This window comes from Hyphomicrobium sp. ghe19 (assembly GCF_902712875.1).
Taxonomy (GTDB): Bacteria; Pseudomonadota; Alphaproteobacteria; order Rhizobiales; family Hyphomicrobiaceae; genus Hyphomicrobium_B.
Genome location: NZ_LR743509.1, coordinates 2144504 through 2167969, shown reverse-complemented (window position 1 = coordinate 2167969; position 23466 = coordinate 2144504). Strand labels below are relative to the sequence as shown.

Below are 23466 nucleotides of genomic sequence, written 5' to 3'. Positions count from 1 at the left end.
GTCCGATTTGGTTTCAGCCGGGACTTTCGAACTTCGCGCGAGAGCCGACACTAACAGCCGCCTGAGCTGCGGCGCCGAGGGGTAAAGATCTTTGAGCGAAGAGTTCCACCGCATCAAGCGCCTGCCCCCTTACGTCTTTGCGGAAGTGAACCGTTTGAAGGCGGCGGCGCGTGCGCGCGGCGCCGACATCGTCGATCTCGGCATGGGCAACCCGGATATGCCGACGCCCCAGCATATCGTCGACAAGCTCATCGAAACCATCAATAAGCCGCGCACGCATCGCTATTCGGCGTCGAAAGGCATACCCGGACTGCGCAAGGCGCAGGCCGCCTACTATGAACGGCGTTTCGGTGTGAAGCTCGACCCCGAAACCGAGATCGTGGCGACGCTCGGATCGAAGGAAGGCTTCGCCAATATCGCACAGGCCATTGCCGCGCCCGGCGACGTCGTCCTGGTGCCCAACCCGACCTATCCGATCCACACCTTCGGCTTCATCATCGCCGGCGCCTCCGTGCGCCATCTCCCGGCGAGCAACGGCGACGATTTTCTTCGTGCCATCGAGCACGCGGTAAAGCATTCGATCCCGAAGCCGCTGGCGGTCGTGATATCGTTCCCGTCCAATCCGACGGCGATGGTTGTGGGCCTCGACTTCTACAAGGAAGCCGTCGCGCTCGCAAAGAAGCTCGACATCATCATCCTGTCGGACATCGCCTACGCCGAGCTCTATTACGACGATGTGCCGCCGCCCTCCATTTTGCAGGTGCCGGGCGCCAAAGACATCGCCGTCGAATTCACGTCGCTGTCGAAAACCTACAACATGCCGGGCTGGCGGATGGGCTTCGCCGTCGGCAACGAGCGCCTCATCGGCGCGCTGGCGCGGGTGAAGTCGTATCTCGACTACGGTGCCTTCACGCCGATCCAAGTCGCAGCCGCAGCCGCTCTCAACGGTCCGCAGGAGTGCGTCGACGAAATTCGCGCGATGTACAAGAGCCGCCGCGATGTGCTCGTCGAGAGCTTCGGCAAGGCAGGCTTCCCCGTTCCGCCGCCGCCCGCCACGATGTTTGCCTGGGCGCCGGTACCTGAGCGCTATCGCGATCTGGGCTCGGTCGAGTTCTCGAAGCTGCTCATCGAAAAAGCCGATGTCGCCGTATCGCCCGGGATCGGCTTCGGCGAATATGGAGAGGGGTTCATTCGCATCGCTCTCGTCGAAAACGAGCAGCGCATTCGTCAGGCGGCGCGGTCGATCAAAAAGCTCTTTTCGGAATCAGCCGAACCTACGCAGCCCGTGTCTCATCCCAGAAAATCCGCAAGCCAATAATCATCACCATGAAACCTCTCAAACTTGGTATAGCCGGACTTGGCACGGTTGGCGGTGGCCTGCTGGGGCTTCTTCAGGCCAACGGCACTCACGTCGCGAACATTGTCGGCCGCGAGATCCGCGTAACCGGCATCTCCGCGCGCAACAAATCCAAGGAGCGCGGCATTGCGGTCGACGGCGTCGAATGGTTCGCTGATCCCGTCGCGCTCGCACTCGATCCTTCGAACGACGTTTTCGTCGAGCTGATCGGTGGCGAAGACGGCGTCGCGAAGGCGGCGGTTGAAGCGGCATTGGGCGCAAAGAAGCATGTCGTCACCGCCAACAAGGCGCTGCTCGCAAAACATGGCGTCGAGCTTGCGCGTCTCGCCGAGGCGAACGGCGTCGCGTTGAATTTCGAGGCGGCGGTCGCAGGCGGCATTCCGGTCATCAAGACGCTGCGCGAAGCTCTCGGCGCCAATCGCGTCAAGCGCGTCTACGGCATCCTCAATGGCACCTGCAACTATATCCTGACGCAGATGCAGAGTGAAAATCGTGCTTTCGACGATGTTCTGAAGGAAGCGCAGGCGCTGGGATATGCCGAGGCCGATCCGACATTCGACATCGGCGGCTTCGACGCCGCCCACAAGCTCGCACTATTGACGAGCCTCGCCTTCGGAACAAGGGTCGCCTTCGAGCAGATCCACGTCGAGGGCATCCAGTCGATCACCCAGGCGGACATCGAGGCGGCCGACAGCCTCGGCTATCGCATCAAGCTGCTGGGCGTATCGATGGAGACTGAAACCGGCATCGAAGCCCGCGTTTCGCCTGTCCTGATCAACAAGGATTCCGCGATCGCCGAAGTTTCCGGTGTGACGAACGCCGTTGCGATCGACGGTAATTTCTCCGGCAATATTCTGCTCGTCGGACCAGGTGCCGGCGCGAAGCCGACGGCGTCGGCCGTCGCAGGAGATATTCTGGATATCGCGCGCGGTCTCGTCGTGCCGCCGTTCGTCACGCCCGTCGCACAGCTGAAAGCGCACCGCCGCGCCAAGCTCGACCAACATTACGGGTCCTATTACGTCCGGCTGGCGCTCTACGATAAGCCCGGTGCCATGGCGAACGTCGCGAAAAGCATGGGCGACCGCGGTATTTCGCTCGAAAGTATCGTACAACATCGACCGCAGACGCTGCATGCGCCGCGCGGGAGCTCGCGGGTCCCGAACCGCGCGGATCAGCCGGTCATCATCATCACGCATGAGACGACCGAAGAAGCGATGCGCCTGGCTCTCGAAACGATCGAGAAGGACGGCAACGTCACCGAGCGTCCGCAGATGATACGAATTGAAGAGCTTTAGGATTTCACATTTAGCCCCCGAGAAGGACAAGGATATGAGCAGAGCTGAGCAATCGAACGGCACTCACGGGCCGGGTCTCGATCGGATTCTGGTGCTCGAGCTCGCCCGCGTGACCGAAGCCGCGGCAATCGCGGCGGCGCACCTGCGTGGTCGCGGCAACGAGAAGGCGGCCGACAAGGCGGCCGTCGATGCCATGCGCCGCGAACTCGGCCGCGTGGAGATCAGGGGCACCGTCGTCATCGGCGAAGGTGAAATGGACGAGGCGCCGATGCTCTACATTGGCGAGAAAGTCGGAACGGGCGAGGGGCCGGAAGTCGATATCGCGGTCGATCCGCTCGAAGGCACGACCATCTGCGCGAAATCGATGCCTAACGCGCTGGCGGTCCTTGCGATCTCCGAGAAGGGCGGCTTGCTCCACGCGCCCGACATGTACATGAACAAAATCGCCATTGGCCCAGGCTATACCGAAGGCGTCGTCGATCTCGACGCATCTCCGGCCGAAAATCTGAACGCGCTTGCCAAGGCGAAGGGCGTGCCGGTCTCCGAGATCATGGCGTGCATTCTCGATCGCCCGCGCCACGCCGAGCTAATCCGCGCCGTCCGCGAAGCCGGTGCAGGCGTGTCGCTCATCCCTGACGGCGACATCGCCGGCGTCATCTGGACGACGGACCCGAAGGAAACCGGCATCGACATCTATATGGGTTCGGGCGGCGCTCCGGAAGGCGTCCTCGCCGCAGCCGCATTGCGCTGCATTGGCGGCCAGATCCAGGGCCGTCTCATGCCGATGAAGGACGAGGAGCGCGAGCGCGCCGCGAAAATGGGGATTTCCGACATCACCCGGAAGTTCAAGCTCGAAGACTTGGCGTCGGCTGACGTCGTCTTCTCCGCGACCGGCGTGACGGACGGCTCGCTTCTAAAGGGCGTCCGCATCAGCGGAGACTACGCCGAGACGGAAACGGTCGTGATGCGCTCGAAGACGGGCACCGTCCGCCGCATCAAGTCGAGGGTCCGCAACGTCGGCACGCGCTTCATGTAAGGCTTCGCCGGCATCGGCGGCTTGCGTATTTTGTGGATACAACGCGAGCCGCCTGCCGCTGCCCCGACCGAATCGACCTACAACCTGAACAGTTCTATGCGCACGGCGGCCAGCTCGGCGCAGCGGCGTCGCCTGCGCGAACCAACGGCCGCGCACGGTGGCTGCTTCGCGTAAGCAGAGCTGCCTTGCGCAAACGAAACGGCCGCGCACGGCGGCCGGCTCCCCGGAGGGGACCCGCTGTGCGCAAACAAAAAAGGGGGATCGATTGCGCACGAATCTCGCGGCGATTGATTTGGACGGCGGCGCCGACGAGCGTGCGTTTCTCGGGGTCGGCAGAAGCGCGCGCGGTTTCGCCTGGCGAGAGCGTTTGCCGCAAAATTTAAGGCAGCTCGGAACGGCGATCAGTCAGCGGCACGGACTGCCGGACCTGATGGGTCGCGTGCTCGCGGCGCGCGGCGTCGCGCTCGATGACGTCGCAACTTTTCTCGATCCATCGCTCAAAGCGCTGATGCCCGATCCGAGTTCGCTGCGCGACATGGAGAAGGCCGCAGCGCGCCTCGCCGACGCTGTGCAAGCGAAACAGAACGTTGCGATCTTCGGCGACTATGATGTCGACGGCGCGTGCTCATCCGCCCTGATGAAGCGCTTTCTCGAGCATCACGATACCCCGGCGCGCATTTACATTCCGGATCGCATTTTCGAAGGCTACGGACCGAACGCGGCCGCCATCGAAACACTCGTCAAGGAGGGTGCGAAGCTCATCGTGACGGTCGACTGCGGAACGACGAGTCACGAGCCGCTGGCTGTCGCGCGCAAACTCGGCGCCGACGTCGTCATCATCGACCATCACCAGGCGGACGAGCGGCTGCCGGAGGTTCAGGCGGTCGTCAATCCGAACCGGCAGGACGACATTTCAGGGCAGGGGATGCTCTGCGCCGCAGGCGTCGTGTTCCTCGTGCTCGTCGCGACGGCCCGGGAATTGCGCAAGCGCGGTTACTACGGCGCGTCACGCGAACCCGACCTCTTGGCTTTGCTCGATCTCGTTGCGCTCGCAACGGTCGCGGACGTCGTTCCATTGATTGGGCTCAATCGCGCCTACGTCAAAAAGGGCCTCGCAGTGATGCGTGCGAGGGAGAATGTCGGTCTGACCGCCTTGGCAGACGCTGCAGGACTGACGGTCGCGCCGACGCCCTATCATCTGGGTTTCATTCTCGGGCCGCGCATCAACGCTGGTGGCCGCATAGGCAACGCCGCGCTGGGAGCGACGCTCCTCTCAACATCGGATCCGGTCGAAGCGCTACGCATCGCCGAGCTGCTCCATCGGCTCAACAAAGAGCGCAAGGACATCGAAACGCTCGTGCTGGAAGAGGCGCTTGCGATTGCCGATCGCCAGGTCGCCGATGATCCCTCTCGTGCAATCCTCATCGTTGCTTCGGACACGTGGCACAAGGGCGTCGTCGGTCTTGTAGCTAGCCGCCTTGTCGAACGGTTCCGCCGGCCCGCGTGCGTCATCGCCTGGGAGGCCTCAGCAATGGGTACGGGCTCGCTCAGATCCGTCCCCGGCATCGATCTTGGAGCTGCCATTCGCGCGGCCGTGACGGCAGGCCTGTTGGCGAAGGGCGGCGGCCACGCGATGGCAGCCGGCCTGACCGTCGGCAGAGATGGCCTCCCGGCGCTCGAGCAGTTTCTGCTCAGCAACCTTGGCTCGGCTGCAAAGGGCGTGGGCGACACCGCGCATCTCGACATCGACGCCTCGATCGTTGCGTCCGGCGCGACCCGCGAGCTGATGGATCTGATCGAGCGTGTCAGCCCGTTCGGCCAGGGCAACTCGGAAGCGCGTTTCGCGTTGCCGGCACATCGCGTCAAATTCGGCAAGCTCATCGCCGAAGCCCACATCCGCGTCATTCTCGAAGGCGGCGATGGCGCGCGACTCGATGGCGTCGCATTTCGGGCAGCCGGGCAACCGCTGGGCGATCTTTTGATGTCGGCCGGCGGGATGCCGCTCCACGTCGCAGGCCACCTGCGCCGCGACACCTGGGGCGGCCGCGAGCGCATCGAGCTGCAAATTGAGGACGCCGCCGACCCGCGCAGCCAGTAAAATATGACCCGCGGCGATTATGTCCATCTTGTCGCAAAAAATGCGAGCGCGGTCGGCTTGCCAAAGACGGTCAAAGCCGACTATACGGTGCCTCCTCAAGTCGAGGGTTGCTCCCTTCGTCTATCGGTTAGGACGTCAGATTTTCATTCTGAAAAGAGGGGTTCGACTCCCCTAGGGAGCGCCAAAAATATTGCAACAAGCTGATATTGCTTGGTTGCCGGCTTCTCTGCCAAGCAGACATCGTAAACCATCGAGTAGGGGCGCGACGTTCCGCACTCGCCGGCGGTGAATGCAATGGGCAGACCGACGTGGCCGCGAGCTTGCTTCTTCGTCAGGATCCTGAGCGATGTTGTTCCGATCCCGGCGCTTAGCGCTCATCCGGCGGATTAGTCCACAAACGGTTCTCTGGCGGGGATCTGCGGCGGGATAATCCGAGCGATTGCGAGATCGGTTTGGATCGATCACAAGCAAAAAAATTCAACTCGACCGCCGCTGCCGAGACTTCGTTATCGCAGCCCCGTCTTTCACCAGCGATAGCGTAAGCTACCGATTACAGTGCGGCCCTGATCGAGATAGCAATAATTGGACGAGCAGACGTCGACCTCCTTATCGGCGACATTGTTGATGTTCAACTGCAGACGCGCGCCTTTGAGGCTCGGATCGAAGCGAGAAAGATCGTAGTGCGCGGCCATGTCGAACAACGTATGTCCGGCGTTCTTGAACGTGTTCTCGTCGTCGCCAAAGCTCGAGCCGATATACCGGACGCCGAAGCCGAAGCCGAGACCGGCAGCCGGTCCGCTCCTCAGCGTATAGTCACCCCAGAAAGACGCGGTGTTGAAAGGAATGCTCGAGAGGACGTTGCCTTCCGTCCCTGCCGTATCGTCCTCAATACGCATGTCGATGTAGGAGTAGGATGCCAAAAGGCTCAACCCGTTATCGAGCGTCGCCGTGCCTTCGATTTCGAAGCCCCGCGAACGCAGCACGCCGGTCTGGACGGAACCGCATTCGGTGACGTTATTTCTTTTCGCGCACTGTGTCTGGATCCCATTGGTTTGCTGGATGTCGAAAACGGCAGATGAGATCGAGGCATTGTAGCCTGGAACGAAATATTTGAGCCCCACTTCCTTCGATTCGGATTTCGAGGCGTCGAAGGGCTTGCCGGTGATGAAATCCGTTCCCGAGTTCGCGACGAAGCCGGTGCCATAAGCGACATAGGGCGAGAGGCCTGAGTCGAACAAATAGCTGAGGCCGGCGCGGCCGGTCCAGGCGGCATCGTTCTGCTTCAGCCTGGCACCGTCCGTGTCGGTATCTGTGCTGACCCAGTCGTGACGGCCACCGAGGGTTAACACCCAGCGGTCAAGTTTCACCTGGTCCTGGAGATAGGTTCCGGTCAGCAACTGGTCCTGATGTGTTACAGTTGAAATCGCCGGTGTCGGGATGTGCGTTTGGCCATAGTTGTAATTGACCAGCGGCGGAACGATGCCGCCATCCTCCTCGATCGGATCGCCGAAGCCATTTCCTTCTTTGTACCAGACATAACCAACGTCTACGCCGGCGAGGGCGACGTGTTTCAAAGGACCTGTTGAGAAGCGCGCCTCCAACTGGGTATCGGTCACGAAATTATTCACGTCGCTGACGACGATGCCGTTGGCGCGGCTCCAAACATTCGGCTCGATTTCTTCGACGATGTCGATGTATTCGCCGTATGCTGAAATGTGCGAGTACCGCACATTCTGGCGGAACGTGAAGATGTCGTTGAAACGGTGCTCGAACTCGTAACCGATACGTTCCTGCGTCTGATCGAAACCGTTGAACGCCGGATCGCCGGACCAGATGTTCGTGCGGCGCGCATGACCCGAGCTGTCGTCGTTGTACCAAGCCATGTTGCCGCCCGTCTGGGCATCCATGTATTCGCCAAGAATGGTGAGCTTGGTATTAGGATCGATCTTGAACGTTAGCGCCGGCGCGAGATAGACGCGGTCGTCCGGAACGCCCATCGCTTGCGTGCCGCTGTCGCGCACGACGCCCGTGAATCTGTAAAGAACGCTGTTTCCGAGCGTCGATGGACCGGAGAAATCGAAATTACCCTGATAGCGGTCGTAGTTGCCGATCTGGACTTCAACCTCACGAAACGGCGTCTCGGTCGGACGCTTGGAGTACATGTCGACGATGCCGCCGGCATTGCTTGCGCCATAGAGGGATGACGTCGGTCCGCGCAGCACCGTTATGCTGTCGAGACCATATGGCTCGGTGCGGAACTGCCCGAAGCCGCTGCTCATTTGGCGGAGGCCATCGCGATAGATTCCGGTGTAGGTCGCGTCGAAGCCTCGAATGTTGAACGTATCGAACCGGGGATCGTAGCCCGACAGGTTCACCCGGACGCCCGGCACATATTGGATGGCGTCGCCAAGATTCTGAGTGTTGCGATCCTGAAGTTGCTGACGGGTAACGGTCGAGATCGATTGCGGCACCTCTCGCAAGGGCGTTTCGGTTTTGGTAGCGGCGGCGCTCGCCTTCGCGACATAGCCATCCGTTGATCCGGGCGGTGCGCTCGATCCATCGCTCATCGGAGGAAGGTCCAAAGACGGAGCAGCGGTGGGAGCGGCAGCTTTGACGACCTTGGCTTTTGATTTGGTCGCGGGCTTTTTCGCCGTTGGTGCGGGAGTGCTGCCTCCTTCCACGACAACGTCAGGAAGCGGAAGCGGCGTGGTCTCCTGAGCGCTTGCTTCCGGTATTAGCGAAAGACCAAACACAGCAACACCTAACGCCCCAACGCGGACGTTCACCCAAATCGAAACCATTGCTCCCCCACGAATGCAGAAAGCGATTGCCACCCCGCAATCGAGTCCTGCACAACGACTATCTGCCCGTTGTTTACTTTTCAAGTATATAATATGAAGCTGACAAGTGCCTCGTCGGCGCGGTGCTAAATGGGAGCTAACGTGCGCGGCTTACTTGTTCTCGTTCACCGATGGGCCGGGCTCTTTATTGCTGTCTTCCTGTTCATCGCCGGACTCACAGGATCTGTTATTTCGTGGGACCACGAGCTCGATGAATGGCTCAATCCGGATCTGTTCGAAGCAAAGCAGGCTGGCCCTCCGCTGCAGCCACTCGAACTCGTCGCGCGATTTGAGGCCAGTAATCCGCAAGGCCGCGTGACGTACTTTCCGCTTTCCTACGAGCCGGGGCAAACGGCTGGTCTATTCGTGGAGCCGCGTGTCGATCCGACAACCGGCCGCCTCTACGAACTCGACTACAACCAAGCCTATGTCGAGCCCGCGACGGGAGAGGTTCGGGGCAAACGATATTGGGGCAAGATCTCGCTCGATCGCCGAGATATCCTGCCGTTCCTCTATAAGCTGCACTATTCGATGCACATCCCGGACTTCTACGGCATCGACCGCTGGGGAGTGTGGCTGATGGGTATCGTCGGCGTCGTTTGGCTGTTCGATTGCTTTGCCGGCTTGTGGCTGACGTTCCCCCTTTCCAGGCAGCGGCGAGCCGTTGCGAACGTCAACTCCTTTGCGCTCGGGGACAAAAGCTGGATCGCGCGTTGGGCGCCCGCATGGCGAATAAAAACTGGCGCGAGCGCGTATCGCTTGAATTTCGATATTCACCGCGCCTTCGGTTTGTGGGCGTGGCTGCTGCTACTCATCCTCGCCTTCACGTCGATCTCGATGAATCTCGGGGAAGAGGTCGTCCGCCCGGCGCTAGGAAAGATTTTCACTTTGACGCCCGACGTCGCGGATTCGCGGACTATGGCTCCTATCGATAAGCCTATCCCCGCACAGATGTCGTTTGCGTCGATCCTGAATATCGCGCCGGAGGAAGCGGCGAAAAAATCGTGGCAGGAGCCGTTAGGCAGCACATTCTATAACCAGCTCACCGGCATCTACAGCGTCTCTTTCTTTGAAGTTGGCGAAGAGCACGGCAACGGCGGGTTGGAACCCAAGACGCTTTATTTCGACGGCAATACCGGCCAGCTGCTCGGCGATAGCGTTCCTTGGGCCGGCACGGCCGCGGACATTTTCATGCAGCTCCAGTTTCCGCTGCATTCGGGGAGGATCGCGGGATTGCCGGGGCGCATAGCGTTATCGATCATGGGCCTCGTCGTCGCAGCACTTTCGCTGACCGGCATCGTGATCTGGTTCAAGAAGCGATTGGCACGTACCCGAACGACGCGAACGTTCGACGGTAAAGCCGCGTCCCCGATAGCCGCTTCGTCGCGCGGTCGGGCAACATAGCGAGCTATTCATTGTCGAGGGCGCACGGGCCCGGAACAGGTTAGATGTCAGCGCGTACCAATGCGTTGCTGTCGCAGTCAGAAAAAACTGTGAGGATCCAGCCCGCAAGGATTTGCGGCCGACGCCTCGCTTTCCGCCACTGAACGCAGGAGACCAGCGACGGACGCCGCCGGTCTGGGGAACCCTCAGGGCGAAATCATTTCTTCTGTAAGTCATCGAACTTTAAGCGCGCGCCTGCTCCCCTAGGGAGCGCCAAGACTATTTTCCGCTATTGATCTCATTGATTTTCTTAACGATTTGTCTCCCTCGAAAGAAGGGAGTGCGAAGCGAGCGGTCGTGCAGTTGACCCTCATAACATCATCGTTGGTTACTCGTTGTCCGCAGCTGGGAAATTTCAGCGTTCAAGCACACGGACTTGCGAACCTTCATGTAACAGTCCATCACGCGTGGGCGCAGGATAGAAGGAAGATCCAAAAAAAAGCGCGCGTTGGGGAGTGCGAATGCCTCTGATCGTGTCATTCGTCAGTCAAAAAGGCGGCGTCGGCAAAAGCACGCTCGCCCGGGCTCTCGCCGCCGTCGGCGCGACGGGCAAGCTGAAGGTCAAGCTCGCAGACCTTGATGTTCAGCAGCAGACTTCGGTCAGATGGGGCAAAGCGCGCAAGCAGAGAGGGAATGCTTCTCCCATCAACGTAGGTGCCTTCCGTTCATTTGAAGAAGCACTCGTAAACAGTGATGCTTTCGATCTCATCATCGTTGATACGCCTGGCCATACAAGTCCTACGACAGGCACTGTGGCCCGCGCCTCGAATGTTGTCGTAGTACCGACCAGTGCCACCATAGATGATTTGTATCCGACCGTTCTCCTCCTACGCGCCCTGGAGGAAATAGGAATTTCTCAAAATCGTCTGGCGGTTGCGCTCTGCCGCGTATTGGAAGCAAGCGAAGAGAGGGTCGCGCGAAATTACATTGCTGCTGCGGGCTACGAATTATTGCCGGGGTTCATCCCGGAACGCGCGTCGTACCGGAATGCCCAGAACCGTGGGCAAGCGCTGACCGAAACAGTCGATGGGGCGGCCAACGAGTCCGCGGATGTACTCATAGAAAGTTTGCTCAGAAAAATAGCGGAGCAATCTGCGGTAATGCAAAATGGAAACGGTGACTGAAGCCGGCTGACGGCACGATTGACCGCCTGATATTCGGCGCAATTGACGTAAGTCAATTCATCAATTGGGCACCGCTCTAAACTCGCCTCACTCTTCTAAGGGAGGCGACAATGACGACATTCGAAATGTACTATCTTGGGATATGTCTCGCGGCGTTTGCCGGGTTCGGAATCGCGTTGGCTTACACCAGCATGAGCTGGGAACATTGGCGGTCGAAGGCCAGCAATGCTGCCGGGCGTTCTGAATACCCTGCGGGTCACGCAAAATTGGCGGCGTGAGAAAAGGCTTCGAACCGGTCGGCATCGACATGAATCCTGGGGGGGGGGCATATGACGCTCCCCGCCGGCCGGTGCCGCATCCCACTCGAAACCTGAAAAAGCGGGTCCGGTTCCCGTAGGAAGCGCCGGCCCAGGAATCTGGCGAACGCAAACCTCAGCTCCGTCTTGGCCGCCTCGAAACGTAGCGCGCAACGCGTTTCCCCAACCTCACCATTTGAGAACGAATGTCGCGGCTGACCGGAAGGCTCTTCCTTGGGCTCGACGCATGGCCTAAGGGTGCCGAACAACCGTTTGTCCGGGGCCTGTGCGCACGGTGACTCGGCAGCATGTGCTGTCGCAGCCAGCGCCAAAAAAAGCGCGCATATGATTCGTCTCGATTCCATCAGCAAGCAGAACGGCCATCAGATCCTCTTCATCGAAGCGTCCGCCGCCCTCAACAAGGGTGAGAAGGTCGGCCTCGTGGGTCCGAATGGCGCCGGCAAGACGACGCTCTTCCGGATGATCATCGGCCAGGAGCAGCCGGACGAGGGCCAAGTCTCGACCGACCGCGGCATCACCATCGGCTACTTCAGCCAGGACGTGGGCGAGATGGCAGGCAAAAGCGCCGTGTCCGAGGTGATGGACGGCGCCGGCCCCGTGAGCGTAGTCGCGGCCGAGCTGGCGGAGCTGGAGGCCGCGATGGCCGATCCCGACCGTGCCGACGAGATGGAAGAGATCGTCGAGCGCTACGGCGAAGTGCAGGGCCGCTTCGAGGAGCTGGGCGGCTATGCCCTCGAAGGCCGCGCACGCGAAGTGCTCGCGGGTCTCTCCTTCAGCCAGGAGATGATGGACGGCGACGTCGGCGCATTGTCGGGTGGCTGGAAAATGCGCGTGGCGCTGGCTCGCGTGCTCCTCATGCGCCCCGACGCCATGCTGCTCGACGAGCCGAGCAACCATCTCGACTTGGAAAGCCTGATCTGGCTCGAAGAATTCCTCAAGGGCTACGAGGGCGTCCTGTTGATGACCTCGCACGATCGCGAGTTCATGAACCGCATCGTGACCAAGATCGTCGAAATCGACGGCGGCTCGCTGACGACGTACGCGGGCAACCACGAATTCTACGAGCAGCAGCGCGCGCTCTCCGAGAAGCAGCAACAGGCCCAGTTCGACCGTCAGCAGGCCATGCTCGCGAAAGAGATCAAATTCATCGAGCGCTTCAAGGCGCGTGCGTCGCACGCGGCCCAAGTGCAAAGTCGCGTCAAGCAGCTGGCGAAGATCGATCGCGTCGAACCGCCGAAGCGCCGCCAAACCGTCGCCTTCGAGTTTGCATCGCCACCGCGTTCCGGAGAGGACGTTGTCAGTATAAAGGGCGTGCATAAAAGCTACGGCAGTCGCAGCATCTACGAAGGTCTCGATTTCCATGTTGGCCGCAAGGAACGCTGGTGCGTCATGGGCGTGAACGGCGCGGGCAAGTCCACACTTTTGAAGTTGATCGCGGGCACGACAGAGCCCGACGCGGGCACGGTCAAAATCGGCGGCAGCGTGAAGATGGGCTATTTCGCTCAGCACGCCATGGACCTCCTCGACGGCGACAGCACGGTGTTCCAGTCGCTGGAAGATTCGTTCCCGCAGGCGGGGCAAGGCTCGCTGCGTTCGCTGGCCGGCTGCTTCGGCTTCTCCGGCGACGACGTGGAGAAGAAATGCCGCGTGCTCTCCGGCGGCGAGAAGGCCCGCCTCGTCATGGCGAAAATGCTCTACGATCCGCCGAATTTCCTCGTGCTGGACGAGCCCACGAACCACCTCGACATGGCGACCAAGGAAATGCTCATCACCGCACTCTCGCAATACGAAGGCGCCATGCTGTTCGTCTCGCACGACCGGCACTTCCTCGCCGCGCTGTCCAACCGGGTGCTGGAGCTGACCCCCGACGGGATCCACAAATACGGTGGTGGTTACACCGAATATGTCGAGCGGACCGGCCAGGAAGCTCCGGGCCTGCGTAGCTAAATCCGTGCCGGCGACGCAAGCGCGTGCGCGCGCTATGGCTCAGGGCGTGGCGTCGAGGCGTCGCTTGGCGGCAGGATCGGGTATGTGACCTTCGGCTGGTCGCCCGTCAAAGATCGCAAGAACGCCGTGATCTTCGTGATTTCGCTGTCTGTCAGCTTTTCACCGAGCTGACTGTTCCCCATCACGGCCACGGCTTGCCGAAGATCCCAGGCTTTCCCACTATGAAAATACGGCGGCGTCAGCTCGACATTCCTGAGCGGCGGCACGCGAAAGACATACTCGTCGCTCGCGGTCTTTGTCACGTCGAAGCGGCCTTTATCATTCTGCGGCAGCAATTCGGCGCCCGGCTTCTCGACCACGCCGAACGGCGCATACATCTGCCCGCCGACGTTGATGCCGAAATGGCAAGTCGAGCAGCCCTTGCTCATGAACAGCTGCAGGCCTTCCCTTTGCTCGGACGTTAAAGCGTTCTCGTCGCCGCGCAGGAATTTGTCGAACGGCGCATTGGGCGTGATGAGCGTCGCTTCGAATGCCGCGATGGCATCCTCGACATTTCCCATGGTGATAGGGTCTTTTGACGAGGGGAAAGCCGCTTTGAAAAGCTTTTCGTAACCGGGAATGCCTTTCAGCATTTCGATGACGTGCTCATGAGTGGTGGCCATCTCAACGGGATTTTGGATAGGACCGCCGGCCTGTGCCGCCAGATCTGCTGCGCGCCCGTCCCAGAATTGCGCGATGTTGAATATGGAGTTCAATACTGTCGGGGAATTGCGGGCGCCGTGTTGCCATTTGTGGCCGATGGAGGTGGGCAGCATGTCGACGCCGCCGAGGCCGACCTGATGGCATGTGTTGCAGCTGATGTTGTGGCTTTGGGACAGCCGGGGATCGAAGTAGAGCGCCTTGCCGAGTTCGACCAGTGCGGGAGTGGCGGTTACGCCTTTCACGGGGGGCGGCGTGAGAGGAATTGGCGCGAATGTCGATTGAGCTTCCTTCATCACCGGGTCTTCTGCAGCGATGAGGAGCCCAGCGGTAGAAGTCAGGAACACCACCGCCGCCAAAACAACAGGTGCGCGCATAGGCGCCTCCAAGCCGTGGGTCTGGTCACGCTTTATGAGGGGACAATCGCTAAGCTGGCGCGAACGTGGCGCGTACGAATTGACGTAAGTCCAATGCACCCCGGAGCCCCAGTGAAAAGACCCGAGTGAAAAGAAAGGAACGCTTCGGGATGCGCGCCGTTTGGCCAAATGGCATGGATAGTCCGTGCACATCGCGAGTGGGGCTGGGTGGTAAAGAATGGCATATTTCGTAACGTTCGGCGCAATCCCTGTAGCAATAGGCAACGAACATCCGACCCTTGACGCAGCGTTGGAGGAGGCCTGCCGTCTGATCGCCGGCGGTCAATCCAACGTCGCGATACAGTTTGGCGATGGCAGGTCGATTTCTGGCAATGACCTCATTAGGTGCTGCTCCGGGGAGCAGACTGCAGGCGACCATTTATTCAAGAAGAGCCCTTAGGCCTCGAGCGCCGTTTGGATTTCCATCTCGCTCAAAATCATCAGCAATTGACCGCTTGCCAGCGGGAATTTCTCCTCTAAAGCGATGTTCGGCATTGGGAGTCGGCGAACGCGCCGTAGAAGCGCGCCGCATGGATACCGCGCTGTCAGGCCGACCTGAATGCGTCGAACAATCGGCGTTCTCGGAGTACATGTGTGGTGGAATTGAAGTCGGGTCCTGATTCTCGGCAGCGAACCAAAGGAACCGGGCCATGAACGGTGCGCAGGCACTCATCACCACCGCTTTGAACGAAGGCATCGAGGTCTGTTTCGCAAATCCGGGCACGACGGAGTTGCCGTTGGTGCTCGCGATGGATCAGGTCCCCGGTCTGCGGGGCATCCTTTGCCTCCACGAGAACGTTGCGACCGGAGCGGCCGACGGCTACGGCCGGATGATGTCCAAACCGGCGATGTGCTTGCTCCATTTAGGACCCGGCCTCGCCAATGGCCTGACGAATTTGCACAATGCGCGCCGCGCGGGAACGCCGATCCTGAACGTCATCGGCGAACATGCGACTTGGCATCGTGCGGCCGATCCGTTGTTGGCATCCGACATCGAAGGGCTCGCCCATACGGTCAGCGCATATATGAAGAGAAACGTCGATGCGGCAGCGATAGCGTCGGATCTGGCCGAAGCGGTCGAGCGCGCGCGGGCGGGCGGCGGCGGTATCGCAACTCTGATTGTGCCGCATGATTGTCAGCAAGGTGAGGCGGGCGACGATCGTCCACATCGGCGCGCCGTTCCGAAAGGCAGCTATTCGCCGGCGAATGTGACGGCGGCAACCCGGGCGCTGAAGCGCGGAAAGTCAGCGATACTGTTGGGCGGCGAGGGATTGTCGGAAGCGGGCATGCGGCTCGCAGGAAGAATTGCCGGCGCGGCTGGCGCCGATCTTCTTTGCGATACGTTCTTCGCGCGCATGGAGCGCGGCGGCGATTTACCCGCAGCAACGAGGCTCCCATATTTTCCTGACCAGGCGCAGGCGCTGACACGCCGTTACGAAAGCTTTGTGCTCGCGGGCACGCGCCGTCCCGTTGCGTTCTTCGGATATTCTGGACAGCCCAGCTATTTGACCAGCGAAGAACAGACCGTCACGCTGGCGGCTCGCGGCGAGGACGTTCTCGGAGCACTGGAGGCAGTCGCGGCCGAGCTTCAGGCTTCGCATGATGTCCGCCGTCAGCCTGGTGCGCCCGTCTCGATGCCGCGCGGGGGGCTCGACGCGCAGTCCGTCACCGCAATCATCGGGCTGCTGCAGCCGGAAAACTGCATCGTCATGGACGAGGCGTTGACCGCGGGGGCGCCCTATTTCGAAGCGTCAAAGAACGCACCACGCTTCAGCCATTTGATGTTGACCGGCGGCGCCATCGGCCAAGGTCCGGGCGCAGCAACAGGTGCTGCCATCGCATGTCCGGATCGCAAGGTTATCAATTTCGAGTCCGATGGATGCGGCGCCTATTCCGTGCAGGCGTTCTGGACGCAGGCACGCGAGAACTTGGATGTCGTCACGATCATCGGCTCCAACCGCAGCTACAACATCTTGAACGTGGAGTTCCAACGGGCAGGGGTAATGGGCCCTGGGCCGGTCGCCCGTTCGATGACGGGGCTGGACCGTCCCAACCTCGATTGGGTCAAGATCGGAGAAGGTTTCGGCGTGCCGTCCGTCGCCGTCGACAATGCAGAAGCGCTAGCACGCGAATTGGAAAAGGCGCTCGCTCAAAAGGGACCACGCCTGATCGAAGCGATTATGTCGTAGAAAGGTCGCTCGCCGATTGGCGCAATCAATGTTTCTCAGGCTCGGCCGTGAGCAGTTTGTAGAAGATCGTCTTGTCCTGGAGGGTGCGCAGCTTTTGCGTGACCTCGCGGCTACGCATCCGCCGTGACACGGCGGCGAGCATGTTGAGGTGATCGCCTTCGGCAGCAGCCGGCACCAGCAGAAGAAAAACGAGATCGACGGGCATGTTGTCGATCGCTTCGAAATCCACAGCCGGCTTGAGGCGTGCAACGAGCCCGAACGGCTTTTTCAGTCCGGTATAGCGAGCGTGCGGAATTGCAACACCGCCGCCCATGCCCGTCGATCCGAGTCGCTCTCGTTTCATGAGTTCAGTGACAATGACGTCGCTGCTCAATCCGACGGACGGCGCCGCACGCCGCGCGAGATCGCTCAGCAGAGAGATTTTGTCCGGCTCGCCGACATCGAGGAACACGTCGCTGGGCGAGAGAAAGCTGCTGATGCTGGTTGGCATTTAGGGACGCTCTATAATTCGTCGGGAATGCGCAGGCGATAGCCGACGCCTGTTTCGGTGAGAATGTATTCAGGGCTTTCCGGATGCGTCTCGATTTTTTGCCGGAGCTGACGGACATAGACACGCACGTATTGTGAATCCGCTGATGGCCCCCAGAGTTCCCGCAGCAACAAGTTGTGCGTGAGAACTTTTCCAGCGTGCTGAACGAACAGCCGCAACAGATCGTATTCTTTGGGCGAAAGCTTGACCTCGCGGTCGCCGACTTTGACGATGCGCCGGACGAGATCGACGCTCAGATCTCCGACACGAAAGATAGGCCGCTCGCCATGGCTTTGCAGCTGGTGGCGTAGAGCTGCGCGGATGCGGGCAAGAAGCTCATTTATGCCGAAAGGCTTCGTAACGTAATCGTCGGCGCCGAGATCGAGGGCATGAACTTTGGCGCCTTCGTCCGCCCGGCTCGAGAGCACCACGATGGGAACGGATTCATTCTTCGCGCGAAGCGCACGCAGCAGATCGAGACCCTGCATGTCGGGAAGGCCGAGATCCAGGATGATGAGATCCGGCTTCGTATCCATGAGTTCCAACGCGGCTTTGGCGTTGGGCGCATCCGTCACTTGATAGCCCTGTGTAGCAAGACCCATGCGCAGCAGCTTACGAATGGGCGGCTCGTCGTCGATGATCAGAACGTTGAGAGGCGCGCTCATGCGGCGTGATCCAACGTTTCGCTCTCGAAGCCCGCCGGCAGGGAAATGGTAAACACGGCGCCGCTGCGATCGGGCCGGTTTGCGGCCGTTATCGTGCCGCCCATGATCTCGACGAACCCTCGCGAAATGGGAAGCCCAAGCCCCGTTCCGGCGCGCACACGATCACCTTTGGAGGATCGATAGAACTTATCGAAGATCCGCTCAAGATCTTCCGGTGGAATTCCCGGGCCTTCATCCGAAACCTGCACGGTGATCCGGTCGTAGTCTTGCCAGGCATCGATTTGTATAGCGGTTCCCTCCGGCGCGTATTTGGCGGCGTTGTCCAATACGTTGAAAAGCACCTGCTCCAGGAGGACCGGATCGGCTCTCACTTGCGGATTGCCGGCTACAGGCGCGTACTGCACATGGTGATGGGCTAGGATCTTCTTCGCTCTCTTGAGGGCGGCATCGACAATCTCGCTGACGTCGTGCACCTCAGCTTTCGGCGCCACGGCGCCAGCCTCGAGCTTGGTCATATCCAGGAGATTGGCGATGAAGCGATTGAGACGCTCGGACTCATCTATGACCGTCGACAGAAGCTCATCCCGCTGCGCCTCGTCGAGCTTGTCCGCGACGTCGCGCAACGTACTTGCCGCGCCGAGGATTGCAGCGAGCGGCGTCTTGAGATCATGCGACAGTGAAGTGAGCAGAGCCGCCCGAAGCCGCTCGGTCTCCATAGTGCGCTTCGCTTGCTCGATGTCCTCGACTAGCCGCACGCGCTCGATCGCAAGCGCTCCCTGGTTGATCAGGGCATCGAACAGACGCCGCTGATCCGGCGTCAGCAACGGGCCGGGATTGTCGCTATCGATACCAACGACGCCGACGACGCCACGCGCCGTGTGCAGCGGCAGAAAGAGGCGCTGAGAGCCGGGTAGCGTAACCGCTCCGCGCCCTGCCGGACGATCATTCATCCATGCCCACGTGGCTGCCGCCAAATCCGACGCATCGAGGGTATCCTCCGGCGGATAACCGGCTTTGACCGCGATGGAGCCATTGTCCGGCAGCAGCAACACGACGCGAACTTTCAGCATTGACGCGATCTGGAAGGCGGTCGCCCACAGCACGTCGTCAAGCGTGGCCGTGGCGGCGAGCTTCCGGCTGAAGCCGTAAAGCGATTCCGTGGTGCTGGCGCGATTGACCGCTATGACAGCCTGACTGCGCGTCTGGGCCGCGATGTTCGATACGACGATTGCAACGACCGCGAATGATATGAACGCCGCGACGTTCTTCGGGTCCGAAATCGTGAACGTGTAGAGCGGCGGAAGGAAGAAGAAATTGTACGCGAGCGATCCGAGGACGCTGGTGACGAGCGAAGGCAACAGGCCGTAGCGAACCGCGACGGCGATGACGCCCGTCAGAAAAATGAGGTCGACGCTCTCGACGCCGATCCAGGGCTTGATCAGCCACGCCAAACCAAGTGACGTCGCCATCGCGGCTACGGCAAACGTGTAGGCGAGGAGATTGTTCGAAGTCTTCTCGGGTGCGGCGCGGACGGTCGGTCGCGGCTGCGCGCCGTTGGGAAGCTGCTGGCCCGAAATGACGTGTACACTGATATCGGCCGATTGCCTGACAAGATCGTGAACGACGGAGCCGTGCAGAATTTCGAACCAGCGCGGCCTCTCGGATTTGCCGATAATGATCTGAGTGAAATTATGTGCTCGCGCGAAGGCCATAATGTCGTCGGCAATCCTACGCGAGCTCCCCGGGATGGTGAGAGTTTCCGCGCCGAGCTGCTCGGCGAGCCGCAGCGCTTCGGCAATGCGGTTTCGCTCCTCATCGGAAAGGCGGATGCTGTGGCGGGTTTCGACCGTCAACGCGGTCCACGGTGCGTGCAGGCGATCGGCGGCGCGCTTCGCGTACCGCACAAGCCCTGCCGAACGCGGATCGTCGCTGATGCAAACGAGCACGCGTTCGCAGGCGGCCCACGGCCCCGACATGGCTTTAGCGCGCAGCTGCGTGACAAGCTGCTCGTCGACGCGTTCAGCGGTCTGCCGTAGTGCCAGCTCGCGCAGCGCCGTGAGGTTGACGGGCGAGAAGAAGTTCTCGAGCGCGAGCTGCGCTTGCTCGGGAATATAAACTTTCCCTTCCTTCAGTCGCTGGATCAGATCCTCAGGCGTGATGTCGACAAGCTCGACGTCGTCGGCGCGGGCGAGAATGGAATCGGGAACCGTCTCGCGCACGCGGACGCCCGTAATCTGCGCCACGACTTCATTGAGACTGTCGATATGCTGAATATTGACCGTCGTGTAGACGTCGATGCCCTGATCCAGCAATTCCTCGACGTCAAGATATCGTTTCGGATGCCGGCTCGACGGCGCATTCGTATGAGCGAGTTCATCGACCAGCGCGATTTGCGGACGCCGCGCAATGAGCGCATCGAGATCGAACTCGTCGAGCTCCTTGCCCTTGTATTCGACCTTCCGCGGCGGGATGATCGTCATTCCGCGCAGAAGTGCCTTCGTCTCCTTGCGGCCGTGCGTCTCGACGACGCCGACGACGACATCGGCGCCTTCCTTGATCTTCCCGCGAGCCGTCCGCAGCATCTCATAAGTCTTTCCGACGCCTGGCGCGGCGCCGAGAAAGATCTTGAGCCGGCCTCGGCCGCGCGCTTCTCGTCGCGAAATCTCGAGAAGCGCGTCTGGCGATGGCCGTTTGTGCTGTGCGTAGGTATCTTCTGCCATCGAGGCTATTCCGAGAGCGACTGCCGCCGCTCCACCTTCATCGCGCTGCTACGCGATCCAGATCGAGGTTTAGCGCTAGAACATTGATATGCGGTTCACCGATTAAACCAAAAAGGCGGCTTTCGATATGCCTATCGACGAGTTGCTTAACATCGGCCTCCGGCAGATTGCGGGCTTTGGCGACGCGCGGCACCTGGAAGTATGCGGCGGCCGGCGAAATATCCGGATCGAGCCCGCTGGCGGTCGTCGTCACGAGGTCGAGGGGCACGGGCGCCGAAGGATTCTCCGCCCTGAGCTTTTCCACGTCGCCCTTGACCCGATCGATCAACGCCTTGTTCGTCGGGCCCAGGTTCGAGCCCATCGAGTTCGCGGCATTGTACGGCTGCGGCACGTTTTTGCTCGGGTCGGACGGATCGGTGCCGGTCGTCGCCGACAGCCGCCCCCGGAAATAGCGGTCGCTCGTGAAATTCTGACCGATCAGCTCGGAGCCGATGACTTTTCCGTCGCGCACGATAAGGCTTCCCTGCGCTTGCTTTGGAAAGAGTGCGCCCGCAAGGCCTGTCATCGCAAGCGGATAGATGAGGCCGGTGATGATCGTCAGACCGACCAGCAATGCGAACGCGGGGCGTAAGAGTTTGAACATTGGAGTTCCCTATCAAATCAAACGAGGTGCAGAGCGTTGACCGCGATGTCGATGGCCTTGATGCCGATAAAGGGGATCAGGACGCCGCCGAGGCCATAGATCAGCAAGTTCCGGCGAAGCAGCGGGCCCGCGCCGATCGGGCGATAGGCGACGCCTTTGAGCGCGAGCGGGATCAAGGCGATGATGATCAGCGCGTTGAAGATGATCGCCGACAGGATCGCACTTTTTGGACTGCCGAGGTTCATGACGTTGAGGGCTTGCAGCTGCGGATAGAAGGCGAGGAACATCGCGGGTATGATCGCGAAGTATTTGGCGACGTCATTTGCGATGGAGAACGTCGTCAAGGCGCCGCGAGTCATCAGGAGCTGTTTGCCGATTTCCACGATCTCGATGAGCTTGGTCGGGTTGCTGTCGAGGTCGATCATATTTCCAGCTTCACGCGCGGCGACGGTGCCGGTGTTCATCGCGACCCCGACGTCGGCCTGCGCGAGCGCAGGCGCGTCGTTAGTGCCATCGCCACACATCGCAACGAGCTTGCCTTTGGCCTGTTCGTCGCGAATGAGGCGCAACTTGTCCTCAGGCGTTGCCTGCGCCAGGAAGTCATCGACGCCGGCTTCTGCCGCGATCGCCGCCGCTGTCATCGGATTGTCGCCGGTGATCATGACCGTGCGGATGCCCATCCGGCGGAGTTCTGCGAAGCGTTCGCGAATCCCGCCTTTGACGATGTCCTTGAGATGAATAGCACCGAGCAGCTTGCCATCCTTGGCGACGGCCAGCGGCGTGCCGCCCGATTTGGAGATCGCGTCGGTTATTGCCTTGATCTCGCGCGCGGTTTCAGTGCTGATCGCGGGCCGCAGGGCTTGCGCGGCAGATCCGGCCGACAGAGACGCGGCGCCAAGGGAGTTGACGTATCGAATGACGGCATCGACAGCGCCCTTGCGGATGGAGGACTCTTCGGTCTCGACGCCGCTCATCCGGCTCTGCGCGGTGAACGGTATGAAGCGCGCCTTAACGTCGCCGATCTCTCGACCGCGAAGTCCATACTTCACCTTCGCGAGCACGACGATCGAACGGCCTTCCGGCGTTTCGTCGGCCAGAGACGAAAGCTGCGCGGCATCCGCGAGCTCGGCTTCGCTGACGCCCGTCAGCGGCATGAATTCGGTTGCCTGCCGGTTGCCGAGCGTGATCGTGCCGGTTTTATCGAGAAGCAGCGTGTCGACGTCGCCCGCCGCTTCGACCGCACGGCCGGACATCGCCAGAACGTTGAAGCGCACGAGGCGATCCATGCCCGCGATGCCGATTGCCGAGAGAAGCGCGCCGATCGTCGTCGGGATGAGCGTCACGAACAGCGCAACGAGCACGACGACCGAGATGGTGCCACCGGCATAAGAAGCGTAGCTCGGAATAGTGGCCGTGGCGAAGACGAAAATGATCGTCAGGCCGGCAAGTAGAATATTGAGCGCGATCTCGTTCGGCGTCTTCTGGCGTTCCGCGCCTTCGACGAGCCGGATCATGCGGTCGAGGAATGTCGATCCCTGCGCCGCGCTGATGCGGACGACGATCCAGTCGGATAGAACCTGCGTGCCGCCGGTCACTGCCGAACGGTCTCCGCCGGATTCGCGAATGACCGGTGCCGATTCTCCCGTGATCGCGGATTCGTTCACCGAAGCGATGCCCTCGATGACCTCGCCGTCGGACGGGATGGTATCGCCGGCTTCGACGAGAACCACATCGCCGACTGCCAGTGATGTGCCAGGGACGAGCTTGAAGTTCTTGCCCGCGCCGCTCATCAGCTTCGCCTGCGTTTCGGTGCGTTGCTGGCGAAGGGCATCAGCCTGCGCCTTACCGCGCCCCTCGGCGATCGCCTCGGCGAAATTCGCGAAGAGGACGGTGAACCACAGCCAAACGATGATTTGGAAAGTGAAGCTGAGGTCGTGTCCTCCTTGTATGACGTCTCGGACGAAGATGATCGTTGTCAGAACGGACACGACCTCTAGCACGAACATGATCGGGTTCTTGATCAGCGTTCTGGGATCGAGTTTCACGAATGCCGACCCGATCGCGGGAAGAACGATAGCGGGATCGAGCATCGTTGAGGTCGAGCGCTGCTTGCGCACGGTAGTTTCCATAGCGAGTGTCTCCGGAACC

15 protein-coding genes and 1 tRNA gene are annotated in these 23466 nt (G+C 60.8%); 9 read left to right on the top strand and 7 right to left on the bottom strand.

The annotated features are described in order from the left end of the window. Nucleotides 1–91: 91 nt before the first annotated feature. From AACL53_RS10335 to AACL53_RS10315, 5 genes are all read left to right on the top strand, one after another. Entirely contained in the window at nucleotides 92–1318 is a 1227-nt protein-coding gene (locus AACL53_RS10335) for an LL-diaminopimelate aminotransferase (protein ID WP_339084429.1), read from the top strand. An 8-nt stretch (nucleotides 1319–1326) separates the two neighbouring features. After that, nucleotides 1327–2652 (top strand): homoserine dehydrogenase, encoded by a 1326-nt coding sequence (locus AACL53_RS10330; protein WP_339084428.1) that lies wholly within the window; start codon nucleotides 1327–1329, stop codon nucleotides 2650–2652. Between the two features lie 34 nt (nucleotides 2653–2686). Beyond that, on the top strand, nucleotides 2687–3688 hold the full coding sequence (gene glpX, locus AACL53_RS10325) for a class II fructose-bisphosphatase (RefSeq protein WP_339084427.1): 1002 nt from the start codon (nucleotides 2687–2689) through the stop codon (nucleotides 3686–3688). A gap of 265 nt (nucleotides 3689–3953) precedes the next feature. After that, nucleotides 3954–5786, top strand: a complete 1833-nt coding sequence (gene recJ / locus AACL53_RS10320) for a single-stranded-DNA-specific exonuclease RecJ (protein ID WP_339084426.1) — start codon at nucleotides 3954–3956, stop codon at nucleotides 5784–5786. Nucleotides 5787–5895: 109 nt separating this feature from the next. Further along, nucleotides 5896–5970 (top strand) — tRNA-Glu (locus AACL53_RS10315). Nucleotides 5971–6310: 340 nt separating this feature from the next. Here the strand turns inward: AACL53_RS10315 and AACL53_RS10310 are convergent. Then, nucleotides 6311–8587, bottom strand: coding sequence for a TonB-dependent siderophore receptor (locus tag AACL53_RS10310; protein ID WP_339084425.1), 2277 nt, complete (start codon nucleotides 8585–8587; stop codon nucleotides 6311–6313). Between the two features lie 141 nt (nucleotides 8588–8728). On the opposite strand from AACL53_RS10310, the gene AACL53_RS10305 reads away from it, so the two are divergent. From AACL53_RS10305 to AACL53_RS10295, 3 genes are all read left to right on the top strand, one after another. After that, nucleotides 8729–10030: a PepSY domain-containing protein gene (locus tag AACL53_RS10305; RefSeq protein ID WP_339084424.1), complete on the top strand. Its 1302-nt coding sequence runs from the start codon at nucleotides 8729–8731 to the stop codon at nucleotides 10028–10030. 500 nt (nucleotides 10031–10530) lie between these two features. Next, the gene (locus AACL53_RS10300; RefSeq protein WP_339084423.1) at nucleotides 10531–11193 is read left to right on the top strand and encodes a ParA family protein; all 663 of its coding nucleotides are present in this window, start codon (nucleotides 10531–10533) and stop codon (nucleotides 11191–11193) included. A 641-nt stretch (nucleotides 11194–11834) separates the two neighbouring features. Then, entirely contained in the window at nucleotides 11835–13457 is a 1623-nt protein-coding gene (locus AACL53_RS10295; protein ID WP_339084422.1) for an ABC-F family ATP-binding cassette domain-containing protein, read from the top strand. A gap of 32 nt (nucleotides 13458–13489) precedes the next feature. Here the strand turns inward: AACL53_RS10295 and AACL53_RS10290 are convergent, their stop codons facing one another. Beyond that, on the bottom strand, nucleotides 13490–14533 hold the full coding sequence (locus AACL53_RS10290; RefSeq protein ID WP_339084420.1) for a cytochrome-c peroxidase: 1044 nt from the start codon (nucleotides 14531–14533) through the stop codon (nucleotides 13490–13492). Nucleotides 14534–15222: 689 nt separating this feature from the next. On the opposite strand from AACL53_RS10290, the gene AACL53_RS10285 reads away from it, so the two are divergent. Continuing rightward, nucleotides 15223–16761: an acetolactate synthase large subunit gene (locus AACL53_RS10285; RefSeq protein WP_339084419.1), complete on the top strand. Its 1539-nt coding sequence runs from the start codon at nucleotides 15223–15225 to the stop codon at nucleotides 16759–16761. Nucleotides 16762–16786: 25 nt separating this feature from the next. On the opposite strand, the gene AACL53_RS10280 is transcribed toward AACL53_RS10285, so the two are convergent. From AACL53_RS10280 to kdpB, 5 genes are read right to left on the bottom strand one after another with little or no spacing between them, the layout of a single operon-like run. Then, nucleotides 16787–17251: a PTS sugar transporter subunit IIA gene (locus tag AACL53_RS10280; RefSeq protein WP_339084418.1), complete on the bottom strand. Its 465-nt coding sequence runs from the start codon at nucleotides 17249–17251 to the stop codon at nucleotides 16787–16789. An 11-nt stretch (nucleotides 17252–17262) separates the two neighbouring features. After that, entirely contained in the window at nucleotides 17263–17955 is a 693-nt protein-coding gene (locus AACL53_RS10275; protein WP_339084417.1) for a response regulator, read from the bottom strand. After that, entirely contained in the window at nucleotides 17952–20675 is a 2724-nt protein-coding gene (locus AACL53_RS10270) for a sensor histidine kinase KdpD (RefSeq protein WP_339084416.1), read from the bottom strand. The genes AACL53_RS10275 and AACL53_RS10270 overlap by 4 nt, the downstream gene beginning before the upstream one ends. Nucleotides 20676–20712: 37 nt before the next feature. Continuing rightward, a complete protein-coding gene (locus AACL53_RS10265; protein ID WP_339084415.1) occupies nucleotides 20713–21318 on the bottom strand; it encodes a K(+)-transporting ATPase subunit C in 606 nt (201 codons plus the stop codon). A gap of 17 nt (nucleotides 21319–21335) precedes the next feature. After that, nucleotides 21336–23447, bottom strand: a complete 2112-nt coding sequence (gene kdpB / locus AACL53_RS10260; protein ID WP_339084414.1) for a potassium-transporting ATPase subunit KdpB — start codon at nucleotides 23445–23447, stop codon at nucleotides 21336–21338. Nucleotides 23448–23466 lie beyond the last annotated feature (19 nt).

What these genes read in the sequence shown, in the direction of transcription:
- AACL53_RS10330 (WP_339084428.1), top strand. Translation starts at nt 1,327, where the DNA reads ATGAAACCTCTCAAACTTGGTATAGCCGGACTTGGCACGGTTGGCGGT.
- glpX (WP_339084427.1), top strand. Translation starts at nt 2,687, where the DNA reads ATGAGCAGAGCTGAGCAATCGAACGGCACTCACGGGCCGGGTCTCGAT.
- AACL53_RS10310 (WP_339084425.1), bottom strand. Translation starts at nt 8,587, where the DNA reads ATGGTTTCGATTTGGGTGAACGTCCGCGTTGGGGCGTTAGGTGTTGCT.
- AACL53_RS10300 (WP_339084423.1), top strand. Translation starts at nt 10,531, where the DNA reads ATGCCTCTGATCGTGTCATTCGTCAGTCAAAAAGGCGGCGTCGGCAAA.
- AACL53_RS10295 (WP_339084422.1), top strand. Translation starts at nt 11,835, where the DNA reads ATGATTCGTCTCGATTCCATCAGCAAGCAGAACGGCCATCAGATCCTC.
- AACL53_RS10290 (WP_339084420.1), bottom strand. Translation starts at nt 14,533, where the DNA reads ATGCGCGCACCTGTTGTTTTGGCGGCGGTGGTGTTCCTGACTTCTACC.
- AACL53_RS10285 (WP_339084419.1), top strand. Translation starts at nt 15,223, where the DNA reads ATGAACGGTGCGCAGGCACTCATCACCACCGCTTTGAACGAAGGCATC.
- AACL53_RS10280 (WP_339084418.1), bottom strand. Translation starts at nt 17,251, where the DNA reads ATGCCAACCAGCATCAGCAGCTTTCTCTCGCCCAGCGACGTGTTCCTC.
- AACL53_RS10275 (WP_339084417.1), bottom strand. Translation starts at nt 17,955, where the DNA reads ATGAGCGCGCCTCTCAACGTTCTGATCATCGACGACGAGCCGCCCATT.
- AACL53_RS10270 (WP_339084416.1), bottom strand. Translation starts at nt 20,675, where the DNA reads ATGGCAGAAGATACCTACGCACAGCACAAACGGCCATCGCCAGACGCG.
- AACL53_RS10265 (WP_339084415.1), bottom strand. Translation starts at nt 21,318, where the DNA reads ATGTTCAAACTCTTACGCCCCGCGTTCGCATTGCTGGTCGGTCTGACG.
- kdpB (WP_339084414.1), bottom strand. Translation starts at nt 23,447, where the DNA reads ATGGAAACTACCGTGCGCAAGCAGCGCTCGACCTCAACGATGCTCGAT.